This is a genomic window from Flavonifractor sp. An82 (genome assembly GCF_002159265.1).
In the GTDB taxonomy this organism is placed as follows: Bacteria; Bacillota; Clostridia; order Oscillospirales; family Oscillospiraceae; genus Flavonifractor.
On the sequence record NZ_NFHG01000009.1, the window covers coordinates 23,817 to 48,383 of the forward strand.

The 24,567-nt window shown below is 61.0% G+C and carries 26 protein-coding genes and 2 pseudogenes; 13 read left to right on the top strand and 15 right to left on the bottom strand.

Going from position 1 to position 24,567, the window contains the following annotated elements:
- Position 1: 1 nt before the first annotated feature.
- Together B5G34_RS10375 and B5G34_RS19150 are read right to left on the bottom strand one after the other, a co-directional pair.
- Complete coding sequence (locus tag B5G34_RS10375; protein ID WP_087336870.1) at positions 2 to 211, bottom strand: transposon-transfer assisting family protein; 210 nt, start codon at positions 209 to 211, stop codon at positions 2 to 4.
- A gap of 1 nt (position 212) precedes the next feature.
- Positions 213 to 422, bottom strand: a pseudogene (locus B5G34_RS19150) (hypothetical protein); the annotation flags it as partial.
- A gap of 5 nt (positions 423 to 427) precedes the next feature.
- Here B5G34_RS19150 and B5G34_RS18460 point away from each other — a divergent pair.
- Positions 428 to 604 (top strand): annotated as a pseudogene (locus B5G34_RS18460) (site-specific integrase); the annotation flags it as partial.
- Between the two features lie 310 nt (positions 605 to 914).
- Here the strand turns inward: B5G34_RS18460 and B5G34_RS10385 are convergent.
- On the bottom strand, positions 915 to 1,148 hold the full coding sequence (locus tag B5G34_RS10385) for a helix-turn-helix transcriptional regulator (protein WP_087336873.1): 234 nt from the start codon (positions 1,146 to 1,148) through the stop codon (positions 915 to 917).
- A 124-nt stretch (positions 1,149 to 1,272) separates the two neighbouring features.
- Here B5G34_RS10385 and B5G34_RS10390 point away from each other — a divergent pair, with 124 nt between their 5' ends.
- Genes B5G34_RS10390 through B5G34_RS10400 form a run of 3 tightly spaced genes read left to right on the top strand, consistent with a single transcriptional unit; the run spans position 1,273 to position 5,160 of the window.
- The gene (locus B5G34_RS10390) at positions 1,273 to 2,205 is read left to right on the top strand and encodes a WYL domain-containing protein (RefSeq protein WP_242956982.1); all 933 of its coding nucleotides are present in this window, start codon (positions 1,273 to 1,275) and stop codon (positions 2,203 to 2,205) included.
- A gap of 30 nt (positions 2,206 to 2,235) precedes the next feature.
- Complete coding sequence (locus tag B5G34_RS10395) at positions 2,236 to 3,810, top strand: hypothetical protein (RefSeq protein ID WP_087336878.1); 1,575 nt, start codon at positions 2,236 to 2,238, stop codon at positions 3,808 to 3,810.
- 3 nt (positions 3,811 to 3,813) lie between these two features.
- Entirely contained in the window at positions 3,814 to 5,160 is a 1,347-nt protein-coding gene (locus B5G34_RS10400; RefSeq protein WP_087336881.1) for a hypothetical protein, read from the top strand.
- A gap of 36 nt (positions 5,161 to 5,196) precedes the next feature.
- Here the strand turns inward: B5G34_RS10400 and B5G34_RS10405 are convergent, their stop codons facing one another.
- Together B5G34_RS10405 and B5G34_RS10410 are read right to left on the bottom strand one after the other, a co-directional pair.
- A complete protein-coding gene (locus tag B5G34_RS10405) occupies positions 5,197 to 5,436 on the bottom strand; it encodes a hypothetical protein (protein ID WP_204245942.1) in 240 nt (79 codons plus the stop codon).
- Between the two features lie 45 nt (positions 5,437 to 5,481).
- Positions 5,482 to 5,841: a LysR family transcriptional regulator gene (locus B5G34_RS10410; protein WP_162609463.1), complete on the bottom strand. Its 360-nt coding sequence runs from the start codon at positions 5,839 to 5,841 to the stop codon at positions 5,482 to 5,484.
- Positions 5,842 to 6,164: 323 nt separating this feature from the next.
- Between B5G34_RS10410 and B5G34_RS10415 the strand changes: the two genes are divergently transcribed.
- The 4 genes from B5G34_RS10415 to B5G34_RS10430 all read left to right on the top strand — a co-directional run bounded on the left by B5G34_RS10415 (position 6,165) and on the right by B5G34_RS10430 (position 10,183).
- Positions 6,165 to 7,025: an FAD binding domain-containing protein gene (locus B5G34_RS10415; protein ID WP_087336887.1), complete on the top strand. Its 861-nt coding sequence runs from the start codon at positions 6,165 to 6,167 to the stop codon at positions 7,023 to 7,025.
- 18 nt (positions 7,026 to 7,043) lie between these two features.
- Positions 7,044 to 7,517, top strand: coding sequence for a (2Fe-2S)-binding protein (locus B5G34_RS10420; protein ID WP_087336889.1), 474 nt, complete (start codon positions 7,044 to 7,046; stop codon positions 7,515 to 7,517).
- A 5-nt stretch (positions 7,518 to 7,522) separates the two neighbouring features.
- Complete coding sequence (locus B5G34_RS10425; protein ID WP_087336892.1) at positions 7,523 to 9,808, top strand: molybdopterin cofactor-binding domain-containing protein; 2,286 nt, start codon at positions 7,523 to 7,525, stop codon at positions 9,806 to 9,808.
- Positions 9,809 to 9,877: 69 nt separating this feature from the next.
- The gene (locus B5G34_RS10430; RefSeq protein ID WP_087336895.1) at positions 9,878 to 10,183 is read left to right on the top strand and encodes a cysteine-rich small domain-containing protein; all 306 of its coding nucleotides are present in this window, start codon (positions 9,878 to 9,880) and stop codon (positions 10,181 to 10,183) included.
- Positions 10,184 to 10,222: 39 nt separating this feature from the next.
- Here B5G34_RS10430 and B5G34_RS10435 read toward each other — a convergent pair whose 3' ends face one another.
- A complete protein-coding gene (locus B5G34_RS10435) occupies positions 10,223 to 10,576 on the bottom strand; it encodes a DUF3846 domain-containing protein (protein WP_162609464.1) in 354 nt (117 codons plus the stop codon).
- Between the two features lie 167 nt (positions 10,577 to 10,743).
- On the opposite strand from B5G34_RS10435, the gene metF reads away from it, so the two are divergent.
- The 3 genes from metF to B5G34_RS10450 are packed head-to-tail and all read left to right on the top strand — an operon-like array spanning position 10,744 to position 14,626.
- Entirely contained in the window at positions 10,744 to 11,604 is an 861-nt protein-coding gene (gene metF / locus B5G34_RS10440; protein ID WP_087336902.1) for a methylenetetrahydrofolate reductase [NAD(P)H], read from the top strand.
- Positions 11,601 to 12,245 carry a hypothetical protein gene (locus tag B5G34_RS10445; protein WP_087336905.1) on the top strand — a complete coding sequence of 215 codons (645 nt, stop codon included), beginning with the start codon at positions 11,601 to 11,603 and terminating at the stop codon, positions 12,243 to 12,245. The genes metF and B5G34_RS10445 overlap by 4 nt, the downstream gene beginning before the upstream one ends.
- The gene (locus B5G34_RS10450) at positions 12,242 to 14,626 is read left to right on the top strand and encodes a homocysteine S-methyltransferase family protein (RefSeq protein WP_087336909.1); all 2,385 of its coding nucleotides are present in this window, start codon (positions 12,242 to 12,244) and stop codon (positions 14,624 to 14,626) included. The genes B5G34_RS10445 and B5G34_RS10450 overlap by 4 nt, the downstream gene beginning before the upstream one ends.
- A gap of 36 nt (positions 14,627 to 14,662) precedes the next feature.
- Here the strand turns inward: B5G34_RS10450 and hydF are convergent, their stop codons facing one another.
- The 4 genes from hydF to B5G34_RS10470 are packed head-to-tail and all read right to left on the bottom strand — an operon-like array spanning position 14,663 to position 18,634.
- A complete protein-coding gene (gene hydF, locus B5G34_RS10455) occupies positions 14,663 to 15,856 on the bottom strand; it encodes a [FeFe] hydrogenase H-cluster maturation GTPase HydF (protein WP_087336912.1) in 1,194 nt (397 codons plus the stop codon).
- 15 nt (positions 15,857 to 15,871) lie between these two features.
- Positions 15,872 to 17,290 (bottom strand): [FeFe] hydrogenase H-cluster radical SAM maturase HydG, encoded by a 1,419-nt coding sequence (gene hydG, locus B5G34_RS10460; protein WP_087336915.1) that lies wholly within the window; start codon positions 17,288 to 17,290, stop codon positions 15,872 to 15,874.
- 53 nt (positions 17,291 to 17,343) lie between these two features.
- Positions 17,344 to 18,384, bottom strand: a complete 1,041-nt coding sequence (gene hydE, locus B5G34_RS10465) for a [FeFe] hydrogenase H-cluster radical SAM maturase HydE (RefSeq protein ID WP_087336917.1) — start codon at positions 18,382 to 18,384, stop codon at positions 17,344 to 17,346.
- Positions 18,377 to 18,634 carry a TM1266 family iron-only hydrogenase system putative regulator gene (locus tag B5G34_RS10470; RefSeq protein ID WP_087189012.1) on the bottom strand — a complete coding sequence of 86 codons (258 nt, stop codon included), beginning with the start codon at positions 18,632 to 18,634 and terminating at the stop codon, positions 18,377 to 18,379. The genes hydE and B5G34_RS10470 overlap by 8 nt, the downstream gene beginning before the upstream one ends.
- A 288-nt stretch (positions 18,635 to 18,922) precedes the next feature.
- On the opposite strand from B5G34_RS10470, the gene B5G34_RS10475 reads away from it, so the two are divergent.
- Positions 18,923 to 20,395, top strand: coding sequence for a M15 family metallopeptidase (locus tag B5G34_RS10475; protein WP_087336921.1), 1,473 nt, complete (start codon positions 18,923 to 18,925; stop codon positions 20,393 to 20,395).
- Between the two features lie 52 nt (positions 20,396 to 20,447).
- Here the strand turns inward: B5G34_RS10475 and B5G34_RS10480 are convergent, their stop codons facing one another.
- The 5 genes from B5G34_RS10480 to B5G34_RS10500 are packed head-to-tail and all read right to left on the bottom strand — an operon-like array spanning position 20,448 to position 23,192.
- Positions 20,448 to 21,203: a DUF364 domain-containing protein gene (locus B5G34_RS10480; RefSeq protein WP_087336923.1), complete on the bottom strand. Its 756-nt coding sequence runs from the start codon at positions 21,201 to 21,203 to the stop codon at positions 20,448 to 20,450.
- A gap of 1 nt (position 21,204) precedes the next feature.
- Positions 21,205 to 22,005, bottom strand: coding sequence for an ABC transporter permease subunit (locus tag B5G34_RS10485; RefSeq protein ID WP_162609465.1), 801 nt, complete (start codon positions 22,003 to 22,005; stop codon positions 21,205 to 21,207).
- Positions 21,989 to 22,294 (bottom strand): substrate-binding domain-containing protein, encoded by a 306-nt coding sequence (locus B5G34_RS10490; RefSeq protein WP_162609466.1) that lies wholly within the window; start codon positions 22,292 to 22,294, stop codon positions 21,989 to 21,991. The genes B5G34_RS10485 and B5G34_RS10490 overlap by 17 nt, the downstream gene beginning before the upstream one ends.
- Complete coding sequence (locus B5G34_RS10495) at positions 22,287 to 22,475, bottom strand: hypothetical protein (protein WP_087336934.1); 189 nt, start codon at positions 22,473 to 22,475, stop codon at positions 22,287 to 22,289. The genes B5G34_RS10490 and B5G34_RS10495 overlap by 8 nt, the downstream gene beginning before the upstream one ends.
- A 42-nt stretch (positions 22,476 to 22,517) precedes the next feature.
- The gene (locus tag B5G34_RS10500) at positions 22,518 to 23,192 is read right to left on the bottom strand and encodes a Crp/Fnr family transcriptional regulator (RefSeq protein WP_087336937.1); all 675 of its coding nucleotides are present in this window, start codon (positions 23,190 to 23,192) and stop codon (positions 22,518 to 22,520) included.
- Between the two features lie 141 nt (positions 23,193 to 23,333).
- Between B5G34_RS10500 and ychF the strand changes: the two genes are divergently transcribed.
- Positions 23,334 to 24,443, top strand: coding sequence for a redox-regulated ATPase YchF (ychF, locus tag B5G34_RS10505; protein WP_087336941.1), 1,110 nt, complete (start codon positions 23,334 to 23,336; stop codon positions 24,441 to 24,443).
- Positions 24,444 to 24,567: the final 124 nt, after the last annotated feature.

The following is a 24,567-nucleotide window of genomic DNA, read 5'->3' on the forward strand; positions in this document are numbered from 1 at the left end:
GTTAGAAATCGGGATACAATTCCAAACTATCAAACTCCACATCAGTAATGGTGTGGAGTTTTTGTATGGCGCTGTCCGTCAGCTCCCGCAGCTCGGCCTCGTCCGGTTCCAGGTGGCCGCGCATCTCCGTCAGAGCGTCGATCAGCCCGGTGCGGCTGCCGGTGTTGTAGATACAAAGCAGGTTCGTTTCCTCAAAAGTGAAGTTTCCCATATCAAATCTCCCTTTCCGCGCTCTTTTTTGGCGCTGTCCTTTTGTGTTCCGCCTTGGGCTGGCTTTTCAGCTGCTCCATGACGGACTTTTTCTTTTCCCGGTCCTCCCGGTGGGCGGCGGCAGCCAAATCCATGAGAGAAATCGGCTGGCCGCTGCGGGCCTGCTGTTCCAGCTGGGCCGCCGTCGCCTCCTTGGGGCCGTTGTTGATGATAAGGGCACACCTTTGCCACGCTGGCCCTCCAGAACGGGGTGGACGTAAAAACGGTGTCCGGGATGCTGGGGCACTTCAGCGCCGGGTTCACCCTGGACACCTACGCCCACGTGACCACGGCCTCCCAACGCCAGGCGGCCAGGACTATGGGCAGTATCCTCTCCGGCAGTCTCCGGCCCTAACCGCTCCGAGATCCCGTATGGGTCACGGTTTGGGTCAGACGAAAACGGCAAAAATAATCAGCCCGAAAAAGTGATGAAAGTTAGAGAAAACCCGCCAGAATCCGCGGATTCTGGCGGGTTTATGGTTGCGGGGGAAGGATTTGAACCTTCGACCTCCGGGTTATGAGCCTGTATAGTTTACCGCCCGAGGCAATACGACAACGCCCCCAGGCTATCCTGCCTGGGGCGTACTCTTTTCCCCTTTTTGCGGAAAATTTTGAAAGTGACAATAGATGTCCTCTTGATCTGCTACACTGGAGATGTATCAGGGCTACTCATCAAACAGCAGGAACTTATAAGCCGGTACATCCAACACCGAGGCGATGTCAAACAGCGTATCTAGGGAGACGGCCTTGTTGATATTGGGGGCTTCAATGTGGCCGATGAAGGCGGGGGTACGCTCCACCCTCTCCGCAAGCTGCTCCTGAGTCAGGCCCCGGAGCTTGCGGTAGTAGGCGATTTTCAGGCCGATCTGTCGGTATTCCGGTTCATATTCTGGCTTCATGCCATCACCTCGCTGTGATCTATGTTACCCAAGAAAGACAGCGATTGACATGACTATATAATTATATTATTATATCTATAAAATATGAAAAATTGACAGAAAACGCATGAAGGAGGGGAGAATCTTGGACTATCTGCCGGAGGCAAAGTCCGCGCGTCTGTTGGCGATCTATGCCCGTCTGCTCTCTGGGGAGGCGCTGAACCGGATTGCCCTGGCCGGAGAGTACGGGGTCACGGTGCGGAGTGTACAGAGAGACATCGAGTCCCTGCGATGCTTTCTTGCGGAGCAGCATCTGCCCCAGGATGTGATCTACGACCGCCGTGAGCGGGCCTACAGGCTGGTCAACAGTGTGCCGAGGGGACTGAGCAACAGCGAAATCCTGGCGGTCTGTAAGATCCTGCTGGAGAGCCGCTCCATGCGGCGGGACGAGATGATACCCATTCTGGACAAGCTGATCGACTGCTGCGTGCCGGAGGAGAGTAAGCGGGCCGTCACCGAGCTGATTGCCAACGAGAAGCATCACTATGTGGAGCCCCATCACGGGAAACACATCCTGGACGGCCTGTGGGAGATCGGCCAGGCGGTCAAGCACCGGCAGGTCATGGAGATCACCTATGAGCGTATGAAGGAGCCCAGGCTGGTGAGCCGGCGGATTCAGCCGGTGGGGATCATGTTTTCCGAGTATTACTTCTACCTGACCGCCTTTCTGGAGGACAGGACGGACTTTGAGAACCCGGACGATTTCTTCCCCACCATCTACCGGCTGGATCGGATCAAGGGCTTCCAGGTGCTCAACGAGCACTTCAGCGTGCCCTACCGCGACCGCTTTGAGGAGGGGGAGTTCCGCAAACGGGTGCAGTTCATGTACGGTGGAAAGCTCCAGACGGTGAAGTTTGTCTACACGGGCCCCTCCATTGAGTCGGTTCTGGACCGCCTCCCCACAGCGGAGATTCTGGAGGAGCATGGCGGGGCCTATACCATCCAGGCTGAGGTGTTCGGCAAGGGGATTGAGATGTGGCTGAGAAGCCAAGGAGATTTTGTAGTCATACAAAATTAAAGTACTTCATGCATAGGGAGGGACGCACGTATGGGAAAGTTTTGGCCGTTCCGGCGCAACTCTTCTAATGATGGAACAAATGCATCAAGTATTCAGACTGTGGCCCAAAATGTTGAGTATCAGAATATTATCCGCTTGCAAGATCCTGACGATGGGTTTATAGTGGAATATGAGTTGGCACAAATCGATGCTTTGCAGACTATGAACTCAGATGTCAGAGAGAAAATAGCTGCTGGCTTGAATGATGTCGAACTTCGCATCCAGAAGAATGAGGACCGGATTCAGGTCCTTCGAGTTGAGGAGGACCGCCTGACCAATCATGCAGATAGTTTTGATTATGCTGTTGCTGTTGCAAGTGGATTGTTGACAGGCACTATTGATGCATTCTTTGTAGACGAGTTTGATATTTCTAAGTCAAAAGGGTGGAGTAATCAGCAAATTAACACCCTAGTGATGCGTGCTGCTCGCAAAGAAGGATATACTGGCGATAGACTATCAGGTGCAATAAAAAAGTTAGAAGACAAATATAAATTCGCTGGTGATGGTGTGTACCAGCTTGCAGAAAATGCTGGACATAATATTTCCAATAAAAGTCATCATTTGGATGATTTTCGTCATCACCCCACAATCATAGGTCTTATTTACTCCCTAATTACACAATTCTCCTCTGATCATATTGCATTCTTTTCAAACCGATATGGCGAGAACTTTTCTTTTCTTGTGGCAGATGATGGGGATCTAATAGGCCACACTTTCAAGGAAAAGATTATTGCTGGTACGTTCAACTGGGTCAAGCACTTAATCAGCGATATGTCTGGTTCAAACAAAACGAGTGGGACTGGTATGGGTCTACCTGGGCCTCTTTTAGCAACCCTAAAAGAAATTTCCGCTTTACCGGCTATCAATGAAACAGAGTTAAGTGAAGTCGTAAATGATCTATTTGTCAACAAAAAATTTAATCTGCAAAGTGAGATTGCTCTTGGCGCGGAGCTTGGTCGCCAATCTCTTCCGGTAATACTCAATGAAGTGCTTGTTCGGGCATTTTATTTTGTTCGGCACTTTAGTAAGGAATATCAAAAAGCCAAAAATCTGAACTATATTCAATGGGAAAACGTACTTCCTATAAAGTATAGGACTATCGCCAGGATGCTGACGATCTCTACGGGGACTTTTATGGCAGTAGATATGGCAGATGCGGCAATCAGATCAGCAGTCAAGTCTGGGGGCAATGCTGTCGGCTTTGCTTCCAGCTTTGTTCTCCGAGTCAACTTTGTCGGGATCGGCAGGTTTGTCATTGCGCTTGGGACCGATATCGGGATGGAGATCCAGCGGCAGCGAGTCCAAAACGAACAGATCCAAATCTATATGGAGCAGATTCACCTCTGCAACGCGAGAGTATTTTATAAACAGGCAGATATGTGGCTCAGTGCCAAAGAGGCTGGGTTAGCCATCCGTGATGCATACCAGAGTGTGGAGCGAGCGGTGGCGCTCTATGATAGAACTCTGGTGGAAAATGACCGCGCACTAACAGATATTCAAAAGAACGTCAAAGCCATCAAAAAGAAAAACGCAGGATTGATTGACGATATTCTGGAGGACTTGTAAATTATGGCTCCTGATATAGATTTAGAAAATGTTGATATAAAATCAATCTCTGAAGCACAACTTCCGGGTGTGGTTCGCTCTCAATGTGAGATATTAGCCGAATTGGATCGAAAATTGGAAATCGCGCTTCAAAAGGCACGTAGAGCCCAGGGATCTGCCAATGCAGCAGCAAGTGTGAAAACAGGGTTTTTTGCGTGGCTTTGGGGTGGCGGGACCAAGAAGGCTACACAAGCCACCCAGCAAGGTCTAACAGATCTTGCTGATGCCAATGCAGCAAACGCAGAGGCAATAAGAGTTGTATGTGAGTACCAAAAGCAAATTGCCAATATCATGAATTGGTTCCTCACTCTGGGCACCATGAGCATTGCCATGAACCGCGCGACGATAAATCAATTGCAGGCCATCCTGAAAGAGGGAACCTCCGTTCGCTTGTCAGACGCGACTAAGGCAGAACTCAAAAATGTTATCCGCAATCTCAAGTCCCAAGAGGACTTCATGCAAAAGCAGGCCAAAACCGAAACTGCTGTAAAAGGGCACGAAAAGCGGCTTAACAAGGTGGAAAAACGCCAAAAGCTCTTATTTGGTGGGATGATTTTGGCATTGCTTTTAATTATCGTGGTCGGTGTGGCGGCAAGCCGGAAAAACATTTTTGCATCCGATCAAGCCAGTACAGAGACTATCCTTCCAGTACCATCTGAGCCGGCGGAAATTGAAGACCCAATTACTTCACCTGTGAGTGCCCCTCCTGAACCTACTGAAGATCCGATAGAAGAGCAACAAGCCATCAGCACAGACAGCACGAGTCAAACAGTAGAAGAAAGTGCTCTTCCGGTACCATCCAGCACTCCCGGTTCAAACAGTGTTGTTTTACCAGCAGAAAGCACACCGCCTCAAACGTCAGAAACTCCAGAAGTAACCAGCATTCCTCAAGGTATGGATCTAGCTTCCTTAACAGGTATGTGGTATCTTCGATCATACGCAGCATATATCAATATATTTGAGGTGGCCGATAAATATTATATAGCGTTTGCTGTACCAAATGGAGGATTTACGCATTATCTTCCTCAGCCAGCGGAATTGACCGTAGACGGGGCATTCGCCGTAGCCTCATATAGCGCGGATAACGAGGGGAATCATGGTACGATAAGAATTCAGCTTTCGGATGATGCTTCTCTCCTCATTACGGCAACCATGAATGATAGTAGTACGCCAATATATAGTAGCACCACTGATGATATGCTTTATTTGATTGTAACTGATGCTCCTATGTATTCAGACCCGGATATGAAAGATTATCCCGTTTACAAAGAATATCTTGACCCGAGCCTATTTGGAAATCTTACAGGATGATCCTTCATTTGTGGTGGCCAGTACGATTCCTGACCTTTAAAGACTAGCGGCACCCGGGACTGATCCCGGGTGCCGCAATTTTACATCACCCCAGGCCGCGTCAAAGGAGATGGCCACCATCTTCTGGTCCCGCTGGACACAGTAGATGGGCAGCTGGCGGTTGGACGACGCGGCGCTCACCACCTCCGGATAGTTCACCACATAGAACATGGCCGCAGCCGCCAGGGCGCAGGCCAGCACCGCCAGCAGCTTCCGCCGCAGGAGAATGATCTTCATTGCTGTACCCCCTACCAGTTTGTTGGTACAGCTTATGACAAGATCCTAGGATTCAGAAGCATTCTCCTCCGTTCCCAGATGCAGCTCCTCCAGCTGAGCCAGGGCACACTGCTGGATCTGCTGCCGGGCCCGGTGGAACCAGGCCAGCAGCGCCCGCGCCTGAGGGGTGATGGTGGTGCCCCCGCCTCCCAGTCCGCCCGCCTCCGCCCTCACCAGGGGGACAGCCAGGCCCTGCTCCGCCGCCCGGAGGATCTTCAGCGCCTTGGAGTAGGACAGGCCCATCCGCCGGGCAGCGGCCCGCAGCGAGCCGGTCCGCTCCACCTGCTCCAGCAGCTCCGCCGGTCCCGGCCCGAAAATCCGCCGGCCGGTCTCGTCCGTCAGATAGAGTTTTCCCTCCGCCTCCATGGCGCTCCCTCCCTTCGCTGTCCGGTTTTCTCTGCTCACAGCCATTATATCGTTATGTTTTCAAAAACACAACGTAGATTTTTACACGCTATTTCTTCCCTTACCGCCTGGTAATGATATGAAATTTGCAATTTATTTACGCCGTTCTGTTTGATAAGCCCGGACCTTTTCCTTTTTCACCGCACCCTTTTCCATTTCGCCGTTTTTTATTTGTATCCAAATTATTTATTTGACTTTTCTCAACCGAATGGTTTAAATATAATCACAGTTTAATTTTAAATATTATTGTTTTGAATTTTTGAATCAAAGGAGAGGAGTATACCATGGAATATGTGAACGCATCATCCGTCCGGCAGGTGCTGGACGCGCTGACCCAGGCCGACGGCGGCGCCGTGGTCATGGCCGGCGGCACCGACCTGATGGTGGATTTCAAGGCCGGGAAGCTCCAGCCAAAAATGTGGGTGGATGTGACCCGGGTGCCCGAGCTGGGCGGCATCACCGTGGAGGACGGCAAGCTGGTCATCGGCGCCGCCGTTACCCTGACTACCATTGCCCGCTCGCCACTGGTGCGCCAGTACTTCCCCTCCCTGGCCCAGGGCTGCGGCACGGTGGGTTCTCTCCAGATCCGCAACTCCGCCACACTGGTGGGCAACGTGGTGAGCGCCCAGCCCGCCGGCGACGGCGCCATGTCCCTGGCACCTCTGGACCCCACCTTCACCGCTCTCTCCGCCCAGGGGGAGCGGCAGCTGTCCATGGGTGAGATGTACGCCGGCTTTGCCCGCAGCGCCATCGACCACAGCCGGGAACTGGTCACCAAGATCTCCATTCCTCTGCCCCAGCCCGGGGAGGCAGCCTCCTTCGTGCGGCTGGAGCTGCGCAAGTCCCTGTCCCTGCCCATGCTCAACTGCGCCGCCATGATCCATGTGGAGAACGGCGCGGTCACCTGGGCCCGGATTACCATGGCCCCCGTGGGGGTGGGTCCCGTGCGGGCCAAAGCCGCAGAGGCCTTCCTGGCAGGCAAGGCCCTCACCGAGGAGAACATGACCCAGGCCGGACAGCTGGCCCTGGAGGACGCCAACCCCAGAAGCAACCCCCTGCGGGGCAGCCGGGAGTACCGGCTGGACACCCTGCCGGTGCTGATTCGCCGGGCCCTGGAGGCCTGCCGGGATCAGCTGGAACATTGAGAGAAAGGCGGAATTGACATGGCTGTTTTACATACCACCATCAACGGCGAGGCCATCGTGGCAGAGGTGGACCCCTCCATCTCCCTGGCCCAGTTCCTGCGGGACAATCTCTACCTCACCGGCACCAAGATCGGCTGCGGCAAGGGGGAGTGCGGCGCCTGCACCATCATCATGGACGGCAAGTCGGTGACCTCCTGTATTATCCCCGTCATGCGGGCGGAGGGGGCCGTCATCCAGACCATCGAGGGTGTGGCCCAGAACGGCAAGCTCCACCCCCTCCAGGAGGAGTTCGTCAATCAGGGCGCCGTCCAGTGCGGCTTCTGCACCCCCGGCATGATCATGTCGGCCAAGGCTCTGCTGGATGAGAACCCGGAGCCCAAGAAGGAGGAGATCCGGGAGGCCCTGGGCGGCAACATCTGCCGCTGCACCGGATACGTCAACATCGAGCGGGCGGTGGAGGCCGCCGCCCAGCGCATCCAGAAAGGGGAGTGAGGGGCATGAAATACGTAGGACAGAGCATTCCCCGCAACGACGGCTTTGACAAGGTCACCGGCCGGGGCCTGTTCACCTTTGACGTGAACCTCCCCCGGATGGTATACGCCAAGGTGCTGCGCAGTCCCTACGCCCACGCCAAGGTCCTGTCCATCGACACCTCCGCGGCCGAAGCCCTGCCCGGCGTCCGGGCGGTGTGTACCTTTGAGAATACCACCAACAAGGTGTGGAACGGGGCGGCCCCCATGTTTATTACTCCCCTGCCCCACAAGCCGGTGCTGGACCAGACCATCTTCACCGACGAGCCCAAGTACATCGGCGACGAGGTGGCCGCTGTGGCCGCCGACACCGAGGCCATCGCCGAGGAGGCGGTGAAGCTCATCCGTGTGGAGTGGCAGGAACTGCCCGCCGTCTACGACCCCCTGGAGGCCATCAAGCCGGAGGCCCCGGAGGTCCAGCCCAAGTACGCCAACCCCGACTTCCACAACATCTGCGGCGGCCCCATCCTGCTGGAGTTCGGCGGCGATCCCACTCCCGCCTTTGAAGGATGCGACGCGGTGGTGGAGTACGACGTCACCCTGCCCCGGGTGAAGCAGGCCCAGATGGAGCCCCACGGGGCGGTGGCCACCTACAACCCCGACGGGCGGCTGGAGGTCATCTGCACCACCCAGGCTCCCTACCCCACCAAAATGATTCTGGCCGAGGCTCTGGACATTCCGGTGAGCAAGGTCACCGTCAAGAATCCCCCCTATGTGGGCGGCGGCTTCGGCGTGCGCATCGGCCTGTCCGGCAAGGCGGAGATTCTGGCGGCCGCCCTGTCCATGAAGTGCTTCCGCCCCGTCAAGCTGATCTACACCCGGGAGGAGGACTTCACCTGCTCCGACTCCCGCCACGGCGGCTATCTGAAATGTAAGCTGGGCGCCAAGGCCGACGGCACCTTTGTGGCCATCGACACCCAGGCCTGGCTCAACACCGGCGCTTACGCCACCTTCGGCACCGACCTGGTGGGCGTGTGCGGCGCCTGCGGCACCGCCGGCGCCTACGCCATCCCCAACTTCCGCTACACCGGCTGGCCGGTATACACCAACCAGATGACCGCCGGCGCCATGCGTGGCTTCGGCACCCCCCAGGGCAACGCGGTAGTGGAGCCCGCCATCGACCTGATGGCCGAGAAGCTGGGCATGGACCCCATTGAACTGCGCAAGAAGAACTCCACCCGGGAGAACACCAAGAACTGGTTCCCCTTCCCGCCGGGCTCCTGCGGCACCAACGAGTGTCTGGACAAGGCGGCCGCCGCCGTGGGCTGGTACGACAAGCATGGCAAGGCCGACCAGCAGACCGGCTCCATCCGCCGGGGCGTGGGCATCTCCGCCGGTACCCACGTCAGCAACGCCGCCCCCTTCTGCGTGGACTACAACACCGTCATCCTCCGTATCGAGCGGGACGGCACCCTCTTCGTCAACTCCTCCATTCCGGAGATCGGCCCCGGCTCCACCACCGCCTGCCTCCAGGTGGCCGCCGACCTCATCGGCGTGCCCTACAAAGATTCAGTGATGAAGTTCGGTGACACCGACGCCGCCCCCTTCGACATCGGCTCCCACGCCACCCGCACCCTGTACACCGTCAGCTATGTCATGGCCGACGCCGCCAAAAAGCTGCGCAAGGATATCTTTGACTGGGTGGGGGCCAAGCTGGGCATCGCTCCGGAAAACCTGGACATGGCGGACGGTATCATCACCTGCGACGGCAAGCAGGTGGCCACCCTGGCCGACATGGCCTCCCAGGCCCACCTGGAGGGCAAGCAATTCCTCGCCTCCTCCTGCCAGGTACCCCCCAACTGTCTCCCCTTCTACGCCCAGGCCGCCGAGGTGGAGGTGGATATGGAGACCGGTATGGTCAAGGTCATCAAGGTAGCCGCCGCCCACGACGTGGGCAAGGTGGTCAATCCGCCCCTGTGCCGGGGTCAGATCGAGGGCGGCGTGCTCCAGGGCGTGGGCTATGCCGTCCGGGAGGAAATGACCTATGTGGAGGGCAAGGGCTTCTACAACAAGGGCTTCCACTCCTACATGCTGCCCACCGCCGACGACCGGCCTGAGATCGAGGCCATTCTGGTGGAGAATCCCGACCCCTCCGGCGTGTTCGGCATCATCGGCATCGGCGAATGCGGCGTCAACCCCACCCTGGCCGCCATCGGCAACGCGGTGGCCGACGCCACCGGCGTGCGCTTCCACGAGTTCCCCCTGACCCCCGGCCGGGTGCTGGCCGGTCTGAAGGCGGCAGGCAAGGCCTAAGTTCCTTGACAGGTCCCGTCCCCTCCGTGTATGATGAGAGCACAGACTCACACAGAAAGGGGCGCGGTCATGGAAGAGAACAAACCCTACTGGGAGGGCAAGCACTTCTCCTTCTACACCAACAAGGAGTGCGAGTACTACCCCTGCCACAAGGTCCCCGAGGGACAGGACTTCAACTGCCTGTTCTGCTACTGCCCGCTGTATATGCTGGGCCGGGAGTGCGGCGGCAACTTCAAGTACCTGGACAGCGGCATCAAGGACTGCAGCAACTGTACCCTCCCCCACAAGCGGGAGAACTACGGCTACATTGCCGCCAAGTTCCAGGAGATCGCAAAAGCCATGGCCGACCGGGAGCGGGAAGCCGGGCAGAAATAACCAAACGGACCGACTGCCCAGGCAGTCGGTCCGTCTTTTTTATTCCGCCACCGGCATCAGCCGGTCCAGTTCCTCCTGGTAATACGTCATCTGCTCCTCTGTCAGGCTGGCCAGGTCTCCCTCCTCGTCGCTGGTACACAGCAGGAAAGTACCCACCATCAGGTCCCAGGCCTGACCGGTGGCCGGGTCCTGAATCCACCGGTTGGGGCTCAGGCCCTCCCATTTGCCCTCCTCGTTGTACACCGCAAACACCTTGGTGTCGGGCACAGGGTAGCTTACCCCCACGCGGCCGTCCACCAGCCGGGAGAGGGTCTGGAGGTCTGTGTGGGTTTCCACCCGCCGGGGCTTTCTGCCGGGCTCCACCAGCAGGGCGGCAATCTTCTTCTCACTCATATTCCCATCCTCCTTCTGTCTCATCGAAGTGTGGATACAGGATACCACCGGACTCCTTACAAATTTTCCGAGCTCCCGCCACCCCCTTTCCGTTTGGTGGGATATAGGATTTTTCCCCCATGTGTGATATAATGTTTCTTAATTCCCCAAGCGAAGGAGATGCTTCCATGAAAATCATCGACATATTAAATCAGGGTCGTCCCACCCTGTCCTTTGAGGTCTTTCCTCCCAAGACCAGCGATACCTACGACTCCGTGGCCAAGGCCACCCAGGACATCGCCGCTCTGCGGCCCGACTTTATGAGCGTCACCTACGGCGCCGGCGGCGGCACCAGCGACTACACCGTGGGCATTGCCTCCGGCATCCAGCAGCAGTACGGCGTGGATGTGCTGGCCCACCTGACCTGCGCCTCCTCCACCCGGGAGCATGTGGCCCAGGTGCTGGAGCATCTGAAGGAGAAGGGCATCCAGAACGTGCTGGCCCTCCGGGGCGACATCCCTGAGGGGGGCGCCCCCGCCCACGACTACCAGTACGCCGCCCAGCTGGTCAAGGACATCAAGGCCCACGGCGACTTCTGCATTGGCGGGGCCTGCTACCCCGAGGGACACCCCGAGTCTCCCACCAAGAACGCCGACATCGACCACCTGAAGGCCAAGGTGGAGGCGGGCTGTCAGTTCCTCACCACCCAGATGTTTTTCGACAACAATATCCTCTATAACTTCCTCTACCGCATCCGGGAGAAGGGGATCACCGTGCCTGTGGTGGCGGGCATCATGCCGGTGACCAATGGCAAGCAGATCGCCCGCATCTGCAAGCTGTCGGGCACCTACCTGCCCGAGCGGTTCAAGGCCATTGTGGACCGGTTCGGGGACAACCCCGCCGCCATGCGTCAGGCCGGCGTGGCCTACGCCGCCGAGCAGATCATCGACCTCATCGCCAACGGCGTGGAGCACATCCACATCTACTCCATGAACAAGCCGGAGATCGCCTCCTCCATCCAGACCAGCCTGTCGGAGGTGCTCAAGTGATCCACGTCCCCCGGGAAGAGGCCCTGCGCTACCTGGGCTGCGGGGGCGCCCAGCCCGACGAAGCCACCGCCGCCCTGCTGGAAGCGCGCATCCGGGCGGTGGAAGAGGCCGCCGACCCCCGGTGGACTGCTCTGGAGGTCCCCCTCACCCTCTGCCCCGGCGGGGCGGAGCTGGGAGACTGGTCTATCCGGAGCGAAAAGCTGCGCGCTCACCTGGAGGGCTGCACCGCCGCCCTCCTCTTCGGGGCCACCCTGGGAGTGGGGGTGGACCGGCTCATCGCCCGCTCGGCGGCGGGCCGGGTGGCCCAGGCCGCCGTGGATCAGGCTGTAGCCGCCGCCCTCATCGAGGCGGTGTGCGACGATGCCTGCGACCAGCTGGCGGGGCAGTACCCCGGCAAATATCTGCGCCCCCGGTTCAGCCCCGGCTACGGAGACTTCCCCCTCACCGACCAGCCGGAGCTGCTGCGGCGGCTGGACGGGCCCCGGAAAATCGGCCTCACCGCCACCGACAGCTGCCTGCTGGCCCCCATCAAGTCGGTAACGGCGGTGATCGGTGTGGCGGACACCCCGGGCAAATGCCATGCCGGGGGGTGCGCCACCTGTTCCAAAACCAACTGCGCCTTTAGGAGAGATACCAAATGAAATTCATCGACGCGCTGCACAGCCAGCGCCTGTTTTTTGACGGCGGCACCGGCACTCTGCTCCAGGCCCAGGGCCTACGGGGCGGCGAGCTGCCCGAGACCTGGAACCTGCTCCACCCGGAGCGGATCTCCGCCCTCCACCGGGCCTATCTGGCGGCGGGGAGCAACATTCTGTGCACCAACACCTTCGGCGCCAACGGCCTGAAATTCCCCGCCGGCGGTCAGTTTGACCCGGAAGAGCTGGTGAGAGCCGGGGTGCGGCTGGCCTGTGAGGCCAGAGACGCCGACCCCCGGCCCGACGTGTTTGTGGCCCTGGACATGGGCCCCACAGGCAAGCTGCTCAAGCCCATGGGCGACCTGGACTTTGAGGACGCGGTGGCCCTGTACGCCCAGGTGGTGCGGGCAGGCGTGGCCGCCGGGGCCGACCTGGTGCTCATCGAGACCATGAGCGACTCCTACGAGGCCAAGGCCGCCGTGCTGGCCGCCAAGGAGAACTGCGACCTGCCGGTGGTGGTGACCACCGTGTACGGGGAAAGCGGCAAGCTGCTCACCGGCGGCACCCCCGCCTCCACTGTGGCCCTGCTGGAGGGCCTGGGGGTGGACGCCCTGGGCGTCAACTGCGGCCTGGGCCCCGCCCAGATGCTGCCCATCGTCAAGCAGCTGCTGGAGTACGCCTCGGTGCCCCTGGTGGTCAACCCCAACGCCGGTCTGCCCCACGCCTGCGACGGCCACACCGTCTTTGACGTGGGCCCGGCGGAGTTTGCCGTCCACATGGGTGCCATTGCCGACCTGGGTGTCCAGATCCTGGGCGGCTGCTGCGGCACCACCCCCGACCACATTCGGGCCGCGGTGGACGTATGCCGGGACAAGCCCTACACCCCCGCCGTTGACCGCGGCCGCACCCTGGTGTCCTCCTACGCCCAGGCGGTGGAGATCGGCACTGCTCCCGTGGTCATCGGCGAGCGCATCAACCCCACCGGCAAGAAGAAGTTCCAGCAGGCCCTGCGGGACCACAACATTGAGTACCTCCTCAATGAGGCCTTTGCCCAGGAGGAGGCGGGGGCCCAGGTGCTGGACGTGAACGTGGGCCTGCCTGAGATCGACGAGCCCGCCCTGCTGGTGGAGGTGATGGAGTCCCTCCAGGCGGTGCTTCCCCTCCCCCTCCAGCTGGATACCTCCGACCCGGAGGCCATGGAGCGGGCCATGCGCCGCTACAACGGCAAGCCCATGCTCAACTCGGTGTCCGGCAAGGCCGAGAGCATGGCCGCCCTCTTCCCCCTGGTGAAGAAGTACGGCGGCGTGGTGGTGGGCCTGGCCCTGGACGAGAACGGCATCCCCGCCACAGCGGAGGGCCGGGTGGCCATTGCCAAAAAGATCTGCGACACCGCCGCCCGGTACGGTATCCCCAGAAAGGAGATCGTCATTGATCCCCTGACCCTCACCATTTCCTCCGAGCCGGAGGCCGCCAAAATCACCCTGGAGGCGGTGGGCCGCATCAAGAAGGAGCTGGGGGTGTCCACCATTCTGGGCGTGTCCAACGTGTCCTTTGGTCTCCCCAGGCGGGAGCTGGTGAACACCGCCTTCTTCACCATGGCCCTCCAGCAGGGGCTGGACTGCGCCATCCTTAACCCCAACAACGCCTCCATGATGGGGGCCTGGCGGAGCTATCAGGCTCTTATGGGTCTGGACAGCCAGTGCGGAGCCTACATCGCCGCCTACGGCGGGCAGGAGACTCCCGCCGCCCCGGTGACCGCCGGAGATGGCCCCTCCCTTACCGACTGCGTCCTGCGGGGCAGCAAGGAGGGTGCGGCCCAGGCCGCCAAGGCCGCTCTGGAGGGCGGCAAGGCACCCCTGGACATTGTGGACAGCGTGCTCATCCCCGCCCTGGACCAGGTGGGTCAGGGCTTTGAGAAGGGCACCCTCTTCCTGCCCCAGCTGCTCATGAGCGCCGAGGCCGCCAAGGCCGCCTTTGAGGTGGTCCAGAATGCCATGTCCGGAGAGGACCGGCCCAGCCAGGGCGCCGTGGTGCTGGCCACCGTCAAGGGGGACATCCACGACATCGGTAAGAACATCGTCAAGGTGCTGCTGGAAAACTACAGCTTCACCGTCGTGGACCTGGGCCGGGACGTGACCCCGGAGGCCATTGTGGAGGCCGCCGGGCAGCCCGGGGTAAAGCTGGTGGGTCTCAGCGCCCTGATGACCACCACCGTAGTGAGCATGGAGGAGACCATCCGCCAGCTGCGCACCTCCTGCCCCCAGGTGAAGATCGTGGTGGGCGGCGCGGTACTCACCCCCGCCTACGCTGACCAGATCGGGGCGGACTGCTACGCCAAGGACGCCATGGCCACCGTCCGGTACGCCAAGGAGATCTATCAGGACTAAACGAAAAAGGACCGCTGCGGTGCAGCGGTCCTTTTTTCATGCCTGAAATTCCGGGAAGGGCTCCAGGGTACGCTCCAGAATGCCATTGAGGGAGGCAATGAGAATCCCGTAGTTGGTGATGGGAATGCCCTGGTCGGCGGCGGTGCGCTGGCGGTACTTCATCTCCCGCTCCCCCAGGGTGCAGCCTCCGCAGTGGATCACCATCTTGTAGGGAGTCAGATCCTCCGGGTACTCCCGGCCGGAGCAGAAGGTGTAGTCCGGCTCCACACCGGTGGCCTCGTGAATCCACCGGGGCAGCTTCACCGTGCCGATGTCCTCGCACTGGCGGTGGTGGGTGCAGCCCTCGGCAATGAGCACCTTGTCCCCGGTTTTCAGCTCCCGCACCGCCCGGGCCCCCTCCACGGTGAGGGCCAGATCTCCCTTGTACCGGGCCATGAGGATGGAGAAGGAGGTGAGGGGCACGTCCCGGGGGACGATCTTGGCCACCTTGCCGAACACCTGGCTGTCGGTGACCACCAGCCGGGGGGGCTTGGGCAAGCCCTCCAGGGTGAGGGCCAGTTCGGTATCCCGGCACACCAGGGCGGAGGCCCCCGCCTCCAGCACATCCCGGATGGTCTGCTGCTGGGGCAGAATCAGCCGGCCCTTGGGGGCCGCCTTGTCGATGGGCACCACCAGCACCACCGTGTCTCCGGGCTGGAGCAGGTCGGCGATGAGGGGCCGCCTGGGACCCTCCTGGCCCGCCAGGCGGGCGGCCTTCTCCTTCAGCTCATGGATGTGCAGGCCGTTGAGGGCACTCACCCACAGGGTGTTCTCCCCCTCCTGGGGCACGGTATCCAGCAGGTCGGCCTTGTTCCAGGCCAGCAGGTAGGGGATGCCCTTGTCCTTGATGAGGGCAAGCAGCTCCTCCTCCGCCTTGCCCAGGGGGGCAGTGGAATCGGCCACCAGAATGGCCAGGTCGGTTTTGTTCAGGACCTGCCGGGTCTTTTTCACCCGCAGCTCACCCAGGGCACCCTCGTCGTCGATGCCGGGGGTGTCGATGATCTGCACCGGACCCAGGGGAAGCAGCTCCATGGCCTTGTACACCGGATCGGTGGTGGTGCCCTTCACGTCGGACACGATGGCCAGGTCCTGGCCGGTAAAGGCATTGACCAGGCTGGATTTACCGGCGTTGCGCCGGCCGAAAAAAGCGATGTGGACCCGCTCGCCGGCGGGGGTGGCGTTCAGGCTCATGGGTATCCCTCCTGCTTAGAAGCGGAAGTCCCGCTCGCCCTGGGCGATCTTCACCAGCCGGTCGGCCACGATCTCCTTCACCTTGGGGTTGGTGATGTAGGCCTGCTGCTGGGCGATGACCTGATCGCCCACCACTTTCGTCTCGGGGGCGGCGTAGTCCTCCAGGTACTCTTTCAGGGTCATAAGGGCGTTGGGCAGGCAGCAGTTCTGGATCTGCCCCGCCTTGCACAGGGACATGAACCGGTCGCCGGTTCTCCCCTCCCGGTAGCAGGCGGTGCAGAAGGAGGGCACATAGCCCAGCTCCATGAGCCAGCGCACCACCTCATCCAGGGTACGGCTGTCAGACACGTCGAACTGGGCGGAGGACTCCTCCTCCGGCTCCTTCTCCACGTAGCCGCCCACGCTGGTGCGGGAGCCGCCGGAGATCTGGGAGATGCCCAGACCCAGCACCCGCTCCCGGACCTTCTGGGACTCACGGGTGGAGATGATCATGCCGGTGTAGGGCACCGCCACCCGGATACAGGCCACGATCTTGGCAAAGATGTCGTCTGAGATGCCGTTGTCAAAGGCGTTGGGGTCGATGTCGTCGGCGGGGCACACCCGGGGCACGCTGATGGTGTGGGGGCCCACCCCGAACACCGCCTCCAGGTGCTCGGCGTGCATCAGCAGACCGGCAAACTCATAGCGGTAGAGCTCCAGGCCGAAGAGCACCCCCAGACCTACGTCATCGATGCCGCCCTCCATGGCCCGGTCGTGGGCCTCGGTGTGGTAGGCATAGTTGCTCTTGGGTCCGGTGGGGTGGAGCTTCTCGTAGCTCTCCTTGTGGTAGGTCTCCTGGAACAGGATGTAGGTGCCGATCCCGGCCTCCTTCAGCTTGCGGTAGTCCTCCACCGTGGTGGCGGCGATGTTCACGTTCACCCGGCGGATGGCGCCGTTCTTGTGCTTGATGGAGTAGATGGTCTTGATGGACTCCAGAATGTATTCCAGAGGATTGTTCACCGGGTCCTCCCCCGCCTCCAGCGCCAGCCGCTTGTGGCCCATGTCCTGGAGCGCAATGACCTCCGCGCGGATCTCCTCCTGGGTCAGCTTCTTGCGGGGAATGTGCTTGTTCTTGGCGTGGTAGGGGCAGTACAGGCAGCCGTTGACACAGTAGTTGGACAGGTAGAGGGGGGCAAACATGACGATGCGGTCCCCGTAGAAGTCCTTCTTGATCTGTTTGGCCAGGTCATAGAGCTCCTGGTTCTTGTCCTCCAGCTCGCAGGCCAGCAGCACCGAGGCCTCCCGGTGGGTCAGGCCTTTGCGGAGCCGGGCCTTCTCCAGGATGGCGTCGATGACCGCCCCGTCGTTCTTGTGGGCGTCGGCGTAGGCCAGGGTGTCCAGGATCTCCTGGTGGTCGATGAATTCCTCTGCTTTTCTGGATTTGGGATCGTACATGGGTGTTACTTCCTTTCTTTTGGGTCAGGGCAAATGCCTTCCCCGTCAGTTTTTTATGAATTGGGAAAGTCTCCACGGTGGACGGCCACGGTGCAGCCGATGGCGGCCAGGCGCTTCCGCAGGCCCGCCAGGTGTTCGGCGGCCTCGTCTCCCGTGCAGAGCTTGTTGTCATAGAGGGTATACTTGTCCCGGGCGGCCGGGGGAGACAGATTGGGCATCACCACGTTGGCCCCCGCCTGGATGCCCAGCTCCCGCCCCTGGGGATGGATGGTACCCAGGGCGGTGGTGGCGGGCAGCAGCACCTTTGGTAAGGTGAGCCGCACCAGGGCCAGCAGGATCAGGGTATCCTCCAGAGTGCCCGCCTGCTCATGGGCAAAGGGAGTGTCCTTCTGAGGGATAAAGGGGCCCAGACCCACCATGTGGGGCTGAAACTCCTGGAGGAAGCAGAAATCCTCCGCCAGGGTATCGGCACTTTGCCCCGGAGAGCCCACCATGAACCCGGCCCCCACCTGGTAGCCGATGTCCTTTAGGGTACGCAGGCAGTCCAGCCGGTGGGCCAGGGTGAGCTCCGGGGGGTGTAGTCTGCCGTAATGGACCGGGTCGGCGGTCTCATGGCGGAGCAGATACCGGTCGGCCCCGGCGTCAAACCACAGCTGATACACATTCCGGTCAAACTCCCCCAGGGAGAGAGTCACGGCACAGTCCGGAAAGCGCCCTTTGATGGCCGCCACCGTCTCCGCCACCCAGTCCGGGGTGAGCCCCGGGTCCTCGCCCCCCTGGAGCACAAAGGTGCGGAAGCCCCAGCCGTAGCCCTTCCCGCAGCAGGCCAGGATGGTGTCCCGGTCCAGCCGGTAACGGGTCACGCTGCGGTTGTCCCGCCGGATACCACAATACAGACAGTTATTTTTACAGATATTACTACACTCAATTAACCCTCGGACGTAGATCTGGTCGCCGTACCACCGGCGGCGCTCCTCCAGTCCCCGGGCAAAGAGGTCTTGCCGGTCCAGGCTGTGCCGCGCCTCCAGCAGGGTCCGCCACTCCGCCCGGTCCAGCCGCCGGTTCTGGCACAGCTTGTCCAGCAGATCATTCATTGGGCAGCTTGGAGTATACCGCCTTGCAGCTCACCCCGGGCAGCATGCCTGCCTTGCCGGACAGGGCGCTGATGGCGTCGGCGGGGGCGTCCAGCACGATGGAGATGATGTTCACCTTGCGCTCCCGGTAGGGGATGCCCATCCGGCCGATGATATAGTCCTTGTATTCGTGGAGCAGGGCGTTGAGCTCCTCCACCGAGTCGGGATTCTCCACAACCACGCCCAGCAGGGCCACACGGGTCTCTTCCATAGCAATTTCCTCCTTGCATAAAATGACAAATGGCGCGCCCGGGAAAACGGGTGCGCCACAGCTTTGTAAACCTCTGTCCGGCGACCCTTTCCCGTCAGGCTGTTACCCCTTCCACGTCAGTGTCTGTTTGGTAAATTATACTTCCCATTTTAGTTTTTGTAAAGTCCTATCTTTCACAACCGTTGCTTTTTCTGTCAAATAAGTATAAAATGGAGGGGCAATTCCGGGTCGAATTTTGCGATATTGCAAAAAGGCCTGGCAAGACAAGAAAGAGAGAGGCGTTCGTGTATGAAGAAATTGTCCCTGCGTGTTGGCGCTCTGCTGCTGGCGGGAACCATGTCCCTGTCCGCCCTGCCTGCCCAGGCCGCCGAGTATTCTGATCTGGACTGGAACCATTGGGCCTATGAGGAGATGACAAGGGCGGTGGGCCTTGGGATCCTCCAGGGTGTGGGCGGCAACCAGCTGGCTCCCGCCCAGACCATGACCTGGGGCCAGTTTCTGGCCCTGATGGCCCGTACCTTTGCGCCCGAGGACTATCAGCAGGCCCTGGACCAGGGCGCCGCCTGGGACCTGGCGGGCTATCAGGCCGCGGAGGAGGCCCGCATCCTGCGGGAGCGGGACGACCTGCCGGTCACCCCCGACCGGCTTGGGGAGGGCATCACCCGGGAGGATGCGGCGGTACTGCTCTACCGGGCGCTGCCGGAATCCCTTCAGGATACCTATGAGGAGCAGATGGACAACCTGGGGACCGGCGGTCTGTTTTCCGACTTTGCGCAGATGGACAGGATCCATCAGATCGCGGTGTACGCCTTGTCCTGCAGCAGCGTGGTCAACGGCAAGCCGGACGGCTCCTTCGGCCGTTATGATCTCATCCAGCGCTGCGACGGCACGGTACTGCTGATGCGGACCCTGAACGTGGTGGACCGGGCCCTGGCCGGTGAGCCCATGTCCATTACGGTGCACGGCGTGGACAGCGAGACCGGCGAAATCCTGTATACCCGGCAGTATGATGCAGCGGTGAATCAATCTCTGTACTACCTGCTGGGCGATGATCCCCAGTATTACGTGTACGACTACCCCCAGAGCAACGATACCGTCACCTCCGCCTGCTCCACCTACTATGTGCAGTACCGCCCCATGACCCAGTCCGAGCGGGCGGAGGCTGAATTCTGGGACCGGGTGGAGCAGGGCCTGGCCACCGAGGATGAGTACTGGACCCAACCCTTCTGGCTGACCACCCAGGGCGCAAATGCGGCCAAGAGCACGCTGCTCTTCGGCGACCCGGGCAAGTACCGCTTTGACAACCGGGCGGAGGCTCAGGCCAGCATGACCACCATCACCGTCCCCGTCTGGCGGCTGTCCGGCGGAGTCAAGAAATCTGCCACCTCTACCATCCAGGTCCACACCGCCATTGCCGAGGACATCAAGGCCATCTTTACCGAGATCTACAATGACCCGGAGCAGTTCCCCATCAACGCCGCGGGCTGCTTCCGCTATGTGGAGGGCACCTCCGGCGAGCACAACTGCGGCACCGCCATCGACCTCAACCCCAATGAGAACTATCAGATCCGGGACGGCCAGATCATGACGGGCAGCTGCTGGGAGCCGGGGACCAATCCCTACTCCATCGCCCCGGACAGCTCGGTGGTGCGGATCTTTGAAGCCCACGGCTGGAGCTGGGGCGGCGACGCCTGGGCCATGGACAGCGACGACGCCCAGGGCTACCACGACTACATGCACTTCTCCTACATGGGCGGCTGACCTGTCCGCCCAGCAAAAACGGACCTGCCTGAGGCAGGTCCGTTTTTTCACTTTATTGCTCCTCCATAGTCCGGTCGGCAAAGCAGGCCCGTTTCAGGCCCAGGATGGGGGCGGCGCCTGCCAGGGTGGTACCGAAGAACACCACTTCCTTGTCCAGGTCCAGGTAGTCCACAATGGTACCATTGCACAGGGTACTGCCGGTACACAGCACCAGATCAGCCCAGTCCACCGCCTCCTGCCGCCCGGACGCGCCGTCCAGCACCGGGCAGCCGTCCTTCACCTTGCCGATGTTGTCCGGATTCAGATCCAGCACTTTCAGAGGGAAGCGCTGGGACAGGGCGGCAATGAGGGCGGGCTGGAAGCCCACCAGGGCGATTTTGGGAGCACCATAGGTATCCGCCACCCACTGGGCCATATGGCGGGCACACAGCTCCGGCCCGCCGTCCCTGCAATGGACGGTGTTGTCCGCCCGGCCCAGATATTTCATCACCGCATTGAGGGTGGCAATGAACAGCCCCCGGCTGTGAGGATCCCCCTCCAGGTCCAGAGCCAGCACCTGGTCCAGGTACCCCTCAAAGTGTGCAGGGGCGTCGGTAAAAGCCTGGCCCATGGCCCCCCGGAAATCGGCCATCAGCATGACCTCCTTGCCGGTGAGGATGGGGTAGTCGGTGCGCTGGGTGCGGCCGATGGCCTCCTCCGGGGTGAGGCCCCGTGCCCTGACGGTCACCGCCGAGCCGGTGAGCCCGTGCTCCTCCAGAGCGGCGGCCAAAGCGGAGCGCAGGGTCTCGTACAGCGTATGCCGGTCCATGTTACAGCTCCCTTCCTTTCCCACCGGCCAGACGGCTCACCCCCTGGACCGCCAGGGAGAGCAGAAGCAGCAGCAGGGCCGCCGCCAGCGCCATACCGTTGTCGCCGGTGGAGATATTGAGATAGATACTGGCGGGCAGGGTCTCGGTCTTCAGCCGGGTGACCCCCACCAGCATCAGGGTGGCGCCAAACTCCCCCATGCCCCGGCTCCAGGCCAGCAGAAAGGCCGACAGCAGGGCGGGGCGGCACAGGGGCAGGGTGATGTGGCGAAAGGCCTGGAACCGGGTGGCTCCCAGGGTCTGGGCGGTGAGGGGGAGCTCCGGGTCGATCTGCCGAAAGGCCTGGGCGGCCAGGTGGATCACAAAGGGCAGGTTGATGAGCAGATGGACCGCTACGATGCCCTTGGGATCAAAGACCAGCCGCAGGCCCAGCTCCTTCAGGGCCTTGCCGAAGGGGGAGGAAAAGAGGGTGAGCAGGCACAGGCCCAGCACCAGATAGGGCAGGGCCAGAGGCAGCTCCAGCAGGGCTTCCGCCCACCGCTTGCCGGGCAGTGGGGTAAAGGCCAGCAGATAGGCACAGGGGACCCCAATGAGGATGCACAGCAGGGTAGACAATGTGGTGGTCCACAGGCTCAGCCCCACAGCAAAGCGGATCTCCCCGTCAGCCAGGGCCCGGCCCAGGTTGGGCAGCCCCCCGGCCACCACGCCCCACAGGCTGGCCGCCACATAGAGCAGCACCCCAAGCAGCAGCACCAGAAAGCCCCACTCAAAGGGCTTTAAGGGACGTTTATCCCGCCAGCTCATAGCCGTAGCTGGTCCAGATGTCCCAGGCGGTCTGGCTGTCCAGGAACTGGGCGAAGGCGTCGGCGGCCTCGGCATCCGCCGAGCAGGTCAGCCGGGCGGCAGGGATGGTCTTGATGTAGTTCTCCATCTCAGGACAGTCCACGATCTCCCCCTGGTCAGCGTTGACATTCTCCTTCCACACGATGATGGCGTCGCACTCGTCGGCGGCCAGAACGGTGGACATGGCGGGGGCGGTGGTGGTGTTGGACACGATGTCCACCTGATCGGTGATTCCGAAATCCTCAAACACCTGGACGGCGATCTTGCCGATGGGGGTGGCCGCTCAGGTCGGCGGCCGCCGGGGTGGTCTCAACGGCGGCGGGGGTGGTCTCAGCGGCGGGATCGGTCTCCGCCGGTGGGGGACTGGAGCAGCCTGCCAGCAGAGAAAGGGCCAGCAGGGCGGACAGCGTGAGAGAGAACAGCTTCTTCATGACAAACACCTCCTGGTTTGTCACGAGTATACCAAAATTCCCTCACTTGGTATGTTGTCTGGACAACTTTTCAGAAAAAAGGGTGAACTGGTTCTTCCGGAAGGTGAGCACCCCCTCCCCCTCCAGCTCCTTGAGGGTATGGGAGAGGACGGAGCGGTTGAGGCACAGGTAGTTGGCCATGGCCTCCCGGTCAAAGGGGATGGTGAAGGTATCGCTTCCCGACCGCCCGGCCTGGGCAACCAGGTACTTCAGAATGCGCTGCCGGGCGCTTTTCACCGAAAGGGCGTCGATTTTATAATATTTCCGGATATTCTGGTTGGCCACGAAGTGGAGCAGATTGCCCAGCAGGGCCAGCCGCAGCTCCACCGGCAGACCAGGGTCCTCCAGCCGCTCCAGAGGGACCCGCCAGACGGCGCAGGGCTCCAGGGTACACACCGAGTAGGGACTGGTCCGTTTGGGGGTACAGGCCACCTCCCCCGCCACCAGATAGCCGGGGTAGAGCTGCTGGTAGAGAACCTCCGAGCCGTCGGCGTCCAGCCGGACCGCCCGCATGGTGCCGGTGAGCAAGATCTCCAGCCGGTCCACCCGCTCCCCCTCCTGGACGGCCACGGTGCGGGCGGGGTACTCCTCCCGCCGTCCTCCCAGCTGGGTCAGGGTCTCCTCCAAGTCCAGACCGCGAAAGAGCACACAGCCCTCCAGGATCTCCCGTTCTTCCATGGTCCCACCTCCTTGCCCGAAGGATAGCACGCCGGGAGGATTTTTGCAACCAGTCCTCCGGGATGGGCCGGAACACTTGTAATTTCCAGGCGGATAAGATATAATACTGGGGCTAATACGCCGAAAGAGGGTAACTGACCGATGAAATTAGGTATCGTGGGTCTGCCCAACGTGGGCAAATCGACCCTTTTCAACGCCATCACCAACGCCGGCGCCGAGAGCGCCAACTACCCCTTCTGCACCATCGACCCCAACGTGGGCGTGGTGGCGGTGCCCGACCAGCGTCTGGACGCACTGACCGAGATGTATCACCCCAAGAAGACCACCCCCGCCGTGGTGGAGTTCGTGGACATCGCCGGTCTGGTCAAGGGCGCCAGCCAGGGCCAGGGCCTGGGCAACAAGTTCCTGGCCAACATCCGGGAGTGCGACGCCATCGTCCATGTGGTGCGCTGCTTTGACGACGAGAACATCATGCATGTGGTGGCCGACACCAGCACCAACGTGCCTGTGGACCCCGCCGGGGACATCGGCGTCATTGACATCGAGCTCATCATGGCCGACGTGGAGATGGTGGAGCGCCGCATCGACAAGGCTCAGAAAGCCGCCAAGGGCGACAAGAAGTACCTGCGGGAGGTGGAGGTGTTCACCGCCCTGAAGGACTGGCTCAACGACGGCAACTCCGCCCGCTCCTTCGAGTGCGACGAGGACGACGCCGCCATCATCGCCACCGCCGAGCTGCTCTCCCTCAAGCCCATCATCTACGCCGCCAACCTGGACGAGGACGGCTTTGCCGACTGCCACAGCAATGCCTACTACAAGATCGTGGAGGATCTGGCCGCCAAGGAGGGGGCCCAGGTCATCCCTGTGTGCGCCAAGCTGGAGGCCGAGATCGCTGAGCTGGACGCCGACGAGAAGAAGATGTTCCTGGACGATCTGGGTATCGCCGAGTCCGGCCTGGACCGGCTCATCAAGGCCAGCTACGCCCTGCTGGGCCTCATCTCCTTCCTCACCTCCGGCGAGGACGAGTGCCGGGCCTGGACCATCAAGAAGGGCACCAAAGCCCCCCAGGCCGCCGGTAAGATCCACACCGACTTTGAGCGGGGCTTCATCCGGGCTGAGGTGGTCAATTTTGACGACCTGATGGCCTGCGGCTCCATGAACGGCGCCAAGGAAAAGGGCCTGGTCCGTTCCGAGGGCAAGGAATATGTGATGAAGGACGGCGACATCGTCCTGTTCCGATTCAACGTGTAATTGATGCGAAAGCCCCGTCTTTTGGGCCGCTTTGCGGTTCAAAAGACGGGGTTTCTTTTTGTGCGGGCCGATGAAGGCATCGGCCCCTACAAACCATGGAAGGACCATCGCTGCAAAAAAGACC